The sequence below is a fragment of the Protofrankia sp. Cr1 genome (assembly GCF_963555865.1).
Lineage (GTDB): Bacteria > Actinomycetota > Actinomycetes > Frankiales > Frankiaceae > Protofrankia.
Genome location: NZ_CAUVXO010000253.1, coordinates 1 through 7111 on the forward strand (window position 1 = coordinate 1; position 7111 = coordinate 7111).

The window sequence follows — 7111 nt, forward strand, 5'->3', positions numbered from 1 at the left end:
GGCCAAGGCTTCGCACCGCGCGCGGTCAGCCGGCAGACGTACGAGCACTCCAGGGATGACCTGCGGCGATACCACTCGTGACCCGAGCGCTGAACAACGCTCCGTGCTTCGTAACGGTGGATCTTTGACTGTTGGTTACGGCGGGAATTCACTATGTTTCACTTCTGGTTACATCCAGAATCCGGTCCCGCCCGTAATCTCGTGGTTATAATCCTGTGAGTATCGAGTCGTGCTGGAGGGGGTCCAACCCGGAAGGGGGAGGATGACGCTACGGCTTCTGGGGCCCCTTGACCTTGCTGTCGGCGGTCGCTCGCTGCACCTCGGCGGGCCGAGGCAGCAGATTGTCCTTGCCATGCTATCCTTGAATGCCAACAGTGTTACGTCCGTCGACCAACTCATCGAGGCGGTCTGGCGGGATGATCCGCCTCCTACCGCGCGCGGGCAGATCCAGGTCTGCATCTCGGGGCTTCGTAAGCTGTTCGCCGAGGCGGGGTACCCCGATGCTATCAGGACCCGCGTTCCGGGATACGCCCTCGAACTGGGGGCGAGCGAGGTTGACAGCCTACGGTTCGCCGGTCAGCTCACCGCCGCGAAGGAGCAAATCGATGCCGGGCGTGCCGTGGACGCGGTGCGAACCTTGCGCGCGGCGTTGGCACTGTGGAGTGGCGCGGCGCTGGCCGGGGTCCAGAGCGAGCTCGTCCGGCGAGGCGCGACCGCATTGGACGAGAAGCGGCTGGCAGCCATCGAGGAACGCGTGCGGCTGGAACTCAAACTCGGCTGGCATGAGGAGCTTACGGTGGAGTTGCAGGCGCTGGTTGGCGACCACCCGCTCCGGGAACGGCTCCATGGGTTCCTCATGCTGGCGTTGTACCGATCCGGACGGCAGGCTGAGGCCCTGGGGGTCTTCCGCCGGGCCCGCACGACCCTGATCGAGGAAGTCGGTATCGAGCCGGGTCAGGAGCTGCAGGGTCTGGAGTTGGCCATTCTCAACCGAGATCCAGGGCTCGGCGCCCCCCAAGTTGATTTTTCTTCCCACGACGTCGCCTTGAGTGTTGCCGATCCGCCGCCGGAATTCCATCGGCGAACGCTTCCGCGGCAGCTTCCGGCCGGTATCTCCGATTTTACCGGCCGGGTAGCCGAAATTGCGGAGATCAGGCAAGTGCTTACCAGGAACGATGACGCGGAACTGGCCGGGCACGCCATGCAGATCGTTGCCCTGTCCGGCAGAGCGGGAGTTGGTAAGTCCAGCCTCGCGATCCGGGTGGCTCATATACTCAACGAGTACTTCGCGGACGGAGTTCTCTACGCGGAGCTGCAGGGTTCGACCAGTCCGGACCGTGCCGCGTTGCAACTGGCGCGTTTTCTGCGCGCCCTGGGAGTATCGGGTGCGGCCATCCCGGACGATGTAGGCGAACGGGGCGAGCTTTACCGTAGCTGCCTGGCGGCCAAACGCGTACTCGTGGTGTTGGACGATGTGGCCAACGAGGACCAACTCCTGCCGCTCCTACCGGGTAGCTCAACCTGCGCAGTGATCGCTACCAGTCGGAACAGGTTGACGGGCCTGCCGGGTGCATACCATGTCGCGGTCGAGGCATTCGATGTCGCCGAGTCCGTCGAGATGCTCGCCAAGGTTATCGGTGGCGAACGTGTCCGGGCCGAGGAGACCTCGGCGACGGAGCTGTGTGAGCTCTGTGACGGCCTGCCCCTCGCGTTGCGCATCGCGGCGGCCAAACTGGCGTCCCGTACACGGTGGCCGCTGAGTCGACTGGTCCATCGCCTACGGGACGAGGTGCGCCGATTGGACGAGCTGGAACACCGCGGCTGGGAGCTGCGGTCCAGCATCGGCCTCACCTACGAGAATCTCGGGGAACCCGCGAAGCGTCTGTTTCGCCTGCTGGCGCTGATTCGTGCACCCGATGTTCGCTCCTGGACAGCCGCGGCACTGCTCGAGACGGATGTCGCGGCCGCGGAGGAGGTACTGGAAAGCCTGGTCGACGCGCATGTGCTGGAGACCGTCGTATACCCAGACGCCAGGGGGCTACGCTATCGGTTCCACGATCTGATCCGGGTCTATGCGCGCGAACGCCTGACCGAGACGGAGGCGCAGGACGAGCGAGATGCCGTCCTGGTCAGGGTACTGGGCGCGTGGCTGGCCTTGGCCGAGGCCGCGCACCGCAAGGAATACGGTGGCGACTACACCATCATTCATGGGAACGCTCCGCGGTGGCGGCCGCCGGATGCGGATCCCGGGGACATGGTCGGCGATCCGATGGACTGGTGGGACAGCGAGCGGCCGGCTCTTGTGGCGGCCGTGCGCCAGGCGGCGGACTCCGGCCTCGACGAACTGTGCTGGGACCTCGCACTCACCTGCACCACCTTGTTTGAGTCCAGGGGCTACTTCGACGACTGGCACGAGGTAGCGCGGGTGGCCCATGACGCGGCGCAGCGGGCCGGGAACCGAATCGGGGTCGCCGCCATGTTGTACTCGATAGGAACACTGAACATGTTCCAGAGCCGGCTTGCTGACGCGGACACTTGTTTCCGTGCGGCCATGGAACTGTTCAACGCTGCCGGGAATGAACACGGCAGCGCACTTGTGCTTCGCAACTCGGCGCATGTCGACGGGATACGGGGGGACACGGACGCGATGCTTGCGAAATACGACCGGGCGCTCATGCTCCTGCGACGTGTTGACGATCGCATCGGAGCCGCGCACGTCATGCGGAGTCAAGCCAAGCACTGGCTCAGTGTCGGGGACATGGACCAGGCGCGGCTACTGTTGGAGCAAGCGTTGGAGATGTGCCGACAGTTGGGCTGTATCCGCGTCGAGTCGCAGGTGCTGCACAGTTTCGCTGACCTGCATGTGATTGTTGGCGAACTCGAACTGGCAAGGAAAGAGCTGCACCGGGTGCTGCGCATCGTGCGCGATAGTGGCGACAGGATCGGTGAGGCCCACGCGCTGTACGGGTTGGGAATCGTGCGATACCGGGAGGGCCGATTGGACAGCGCGGCAACCACGATAGCGCATGCCCTCGAGTTGGCCTCCGGTTCGGGCGAGCGACTGATCGAGGCTAAGGCGCTCCATACCCTGGGCGAGATTGAGCTCGCCCAGGGTGACATCGAATCAGGACCGAGCCATCTTGAGAGCGCCAGGCGCTTGTTCCAGGAGCTCGGTTCAACGGTATGGACCGCGAAGGTACTGCTGCTGCTGTCGGATTTTCATCGCAAAGACGGTGATTTGACCATGGCCCGACGGGAATCCAATGAAGCCCTCGAGATGCTCACGGCCGATGGCTCCGCCGAGGCACGCCGCATACTCGCAGAGCTCCCCGATGCCACGAAAAAAAGCTCCGTGCTGCTTGCCGACAACGCTGGCGGTAAGAGCCTGTCCGCAAACCCCTCGTGAGTTTTTTGTAGGTTAGATCTCACAAAAATACACACGAGGCCGAAGGACCGGCGCCAGACCGCACGGATTGTGTGACCAGGCGACCTTTCTATCGTATTCACCAGTGAGTGTCGTCAGTGCTTGTGACGTTCACTCGTGAGACGCAGGGCAGCACCATCGCGACTCCTCCAACCATGCCAGACGACAGCCCGGACACATTCGCTCCGACTCTGCGGATTGCGCGCATCGTTTCCTCCCAGAAGGTCTGGCCGCTGACGAGCACCTCAGCGTTGGTTGACACGTTGCCTCGCGTGGATTTCGATTTGCCATCGACCGGCTTTCGACTACCGGATAGCCGGACAGAAGCGAGTGAGAAGTCGTCGAAGCCACAGTTGCCAGGAAAGACAACAGACCTAGACCGGGAGATGGACCTCATTGAGCACGACGTTTCAGATCAGCCCTGACGAGGTGCACCGTGCCCTCGACGACCTAGATCCAGTCGAGTTGGTCGTAGCTGAACTGACCGGAAAAAAAGCTCCCGAACGGAGTTTCGTGGTGGGCCCGGAGGCCGGACTGGGCGTCGGTCTCGCCGAAAAATACCTCGTGGTCGAGGAACCAAGCTCGGCAACCCGTTTTCTGTTGCCGCTGGGAGCCCTGCAGGCAGTCCGTGGCGCCTGCCTTGCGAGCGCGGCCGCACGCGTCTTCGTACCACCGGGTGCGGCAACCGTGTCAGTGCTGGGCTCGGGGATTTCTGCTGAGCTGCTGTTGCGGATGGCCGTGCGGTACGTTGTGGACGTCAGTCACGTCGCGGTGTGTGCCGTAGGTGGATCGGTAGAGGAAATAGTCACCAATCGAGTTATCGATGAGCTTGATCTGTCTGGCATCAGCCTTGCCGTCACCTCGGAGATCGCTGAGGCCATCTTTGGGGCAAACCTCGTCGGCATAGCCGGTAAATCCGCGGTCAACATCAAGATCGACCAAATCGCCAGGGGAGCGGTGCTGGTCAACTGCAGTGGCTGGGATCTGCCGGCGAGTGTGGTCGACGGGGTCGCGACGGTCTACGTTGACAACCTGGGACTGATCGAGGAGAACCTGCACCGTTATTTCGTCGGGGTACACAGGTCGAGTGAAAGCGGTCCGGCCGCGAGGCGGCGCCAGGAATACCATTCGCATCGCATCGCCGGCGATCTGCGGGGTCTGCTGAGCGGTGACCACATCGTACGTGCCGAACCCGAGGGCATCGTGCTGGTCGAAATGCTCGGCGTGGACACGCTGAGTACTTCGTTGGCGTGTCAGCTGATGCTGGCCGCCCACCGGCTCGGCCTGGGCAACGTGATCCAGGACAGTGCACCATGACGAAGGAGGGGAAATGACCCACGCGTTGTGCGAATCAGCACACTGTTCGAGCCCCGTAGCGGCCGGGTTCGGACTGTGTGCGGAGTGCCGGCAGGCGGTGCGCCGGGACCTTCGTGCCCTACCTGAGCTGTACGACGACTGTGAGCGGAGGCTTGCCAGCACCTCACAGGGGATCATCCAGCGGATCAGGGGGACCAAGCCGGTGGGCTTCAGCCTGAACGAGGCCGCCATGCGCGCACGCTCCAACATCCTCGACATACTGTCGTTGTGGTGCGCTCTCGTCGTTCACGAACGCAGGGTGACCGGACCGAGCACGCGTACCGCAGAAGCCCTGGCCGCATTTCTTGACAGACACCTGGCCTGGTTGGCCGGCCATGCGGCTGCCGGCGACTTCGCCACCGAGATGCGTGAGCTCGCCGGCACTGCTCGCGATGCGGCCAGCCGTGACACCCGGAATTCGCGGCGACTCGGCACCTGCGGCAGACAAGACTGCGGGCACATCGTTTATGTGAGCGACGCTGAGGACGGCCACCGTCCTCAGGTTGGCTGTACCGCTGGCCACCTGTGGCAGCCCCACGAATGGATCTCGTTGAGCCGGTGCATGCGGCAGGCCGAGCGTGCGGCGTGAGTGGAGTTCCAGCAGCACGCCAGGACCGCCGGACGGTACCCACCGAGCTCGCGGCGCTGGCTCTGGGCGTCTCCGAAGCGACGATCAGGAAATGGGCCAGTCGGGGAAAGATCAATCGGTATGGCAGCCCGGGTCGCGCCGAGTATGATCTCGACGAGTTATTTGAAATAGCTGGTGCCAGCGCATCCAGCGGCGGCTTCGAATAATCGGTTCACCACGTGTGCTATATCTCAGGTCCACCGGCACGGTGGCCGCGTGCGCAGCCGGGGGCCACTGACCAGGTGAAGAAAAGATCGAAGCTGGCCCGTATCCACGTGATACGGGCCGTCTTCGCGTGGAAACAAAGTCGCTTGTGCGGCAGTCGAAAAAGCTCGTCCCGGGTATTGACTCGCCGGCGGTGGACGTGTCACGCTTTTTCCCGTGGCACCGCCGTGCCCGGCGCGGGTCCTTTTCACACTGACTCCTTGAGGCCGCCCCCGCTTCTATTTTTGATCATAAAAGAGTTCGTGAGTCCGGTCACTACTACCGGCTGAGATGCCCGGCGAGGCCAGGTCCTGTCCAACTCCGTGGGGTATGAGCGAGGGGGCGTATGAATCGCCGTGGCTGGTTTCTTTTCGCACTGATGTGCATCATCTGGGGAATTCCATATCTGTTGATAAAGGTGGCGGTGGAGAGCGTTTCGGTACCCGTGCTGGTCTTCACGCGCACCGCGGTCGGCGCCGCTGTGCTCCTCCCTCTGGCATTGCGCGGCGGGCAGCTGGTCGTTCTGGTCCGCCATTGGCGACCGCTGACGGCTTTCGCTGCGATTGAGATTATTTTCCCTTGGTTCCTGCTGTCGAACGCCGAACGGCACATCACCAGTTCTATGGCGGGCCTGATCATCGCGGCGGTCCCGATTCTTGCAGTGGTAATGGCTCGGCTGATCGGTGACAGCGACCAGCTCAACGCCAGGCGTTGGGCGGGCCTGGCGCTGGGATTCGCAGGGGTCACCGTTCTGGTTGGGCCGAACCTGGGCGTCGACGACCCGTGGGCGATCATAGAAGTGCTGCTGACGGCATGCGGTTACGCGGGTGCCCCGCTCCTGACGGCCCATCGGCTCAAGGGCGTGCCCGGACTACCGATGGCTGCCGTCTGCCTCGCCGGCACGGCCTTGCTTTACACGCCAGCGGCGGTGCTGACCTGGCCGGATTCCCTGCCGCCCGGTCGGGTCCTGGCCGCGCTCGCAGGCCTCGCCGTGGTCTGCACAGCTCTGGGCTTCGTGGTGTTCTTTGCGCTCATCCGCGAGGTCGGTCCCTCCCGTGCGATGGTCTTCACCTATGTCAACCCCGCCATCGCGGTTACTGCGGGTGTCTGCATCCTCGGTGAGCCCCTGCGCCCCACCTTCCTCGCCGCGTTTGTCCTGATTCTCGTAGGCTCTGTGCTGGCAACTGCCCGCCAATCCATTGGCGAGCCGGTACCGGAGCCTGCGGTACCGCAGGCCGCGGTACCGCGCTGAAAGTCCAGTAGATCTGGCCGTGTCGGGCGTGGTAAGCGCCAGATCCACCGCACCTGGTCGCACCACCTTGGTTTGTGGCGTTGTCACACTTGTTTGATCGGAGGTGACCACTTCTCGTGTCCAATGACGGTGGCGCACAAGAAATTGCGGTGGTCGGTATCGGCTGCCGTTTCCCTGGAGCTGTGAATCCGGCCGAGTTCTGGCAGCTTCTCCGGTCGGGTGTCGAGGCGGTCACGGTGTTCTCGGC

At 63.4% G+C, this 7111-nt stretch carries 6 protein-coding genes; all 6 read left to right on the forward strand.

The annotated features are described in order from the left end of the window. Positions 1–262 precede the first annotated feature (262 nt). Positions 263–3406, forward strand: a complete 3144-nt coding sequence (locus U9980_RS18015; RefSeq protein ID WP_322768989.1) for an AfsR/SARP family transcriptional regulator — start codon at positions 263–265, stop codon at positions 3404–3406. 414 nt (positions 3407–3820) lie between these two features. Then, positions 3821–4741, forward strand: coding sequence for a hypothetical protein (locus U9980_RS18020; RefSeq protein ID WP_322768990.1), 921 nt, complete (start codon positions 3821–3823; stop codon positions 4739–4741). A gap of 13 nt (positions 4742–4754) precedes the next feature. Continuing rightward, positions 4755–5369, forward strand: a complete 615-nt coding sequence (locus U9980_RS18025; protein WP_322768991.1) for a hypothetical protein — start codon at positions 4755–4757, stop codon at positions 5367–5369. Further along, positions 5366–5575 carry a helix-turn-helix domain-containing protein gene (locus U9980_RS18030; RefSeq protein ID WP_322768992.1) on the forward strand — a complete coding sequence of 70 codons (210 nt, stop codon included), beginning with the start codon at positions 5366–5368 and terminating at the stop codon, positions 5573–5575. Before U9980_RS18025 ends, U9980_RS18030 begins: the two co-directional genes overlap by 4 nt. A gap of 383 nt (positions 5576–5958) precedes the next feature. Next, positions 5959–6864: a DMT family transporter gene (locus tag U9980_RS18035; RefSeq protein WP_322768993.1), complete on the forward strand. Its 906-nt coding sequence runs from the start codon at positions 5959–5961 to the stop codon at positions 6862–6864. Between the two features lie 116 nt (positions 6865–6980). Then, positions 6981–7111 (forward strand): beta-ketoacyl synthase N-terminal-like domain-containing protein (locus U9980_RS28620; protein ID WP_416210310.1); only part of this gene is annotated, 131 nt, incomplete at its 3' end.

Coding starts and splice junctions, on each gene's coding strand:
- U9980_RS18025 (WP_322768991.1), top strand. CDS start 4,755: ATGACCCACGCGTTGTGCGAATCAGCACACTGTTCGAGCCCCGTAGCG.
- U9980_RS18015 (WP_322768989.1), top strand. CDS start 263: ATGACGCTACGGCTTCTGGGGCCCCTTGACCTTGCTGTCGGCGGTCGC.
- U9980_RS18035 (WP_322768993.1), top strand. CDS start 5,959: ATGAATCGCCGTGGCTGGTTTCTTTTCGCACTGATGTGCATCATCTGG.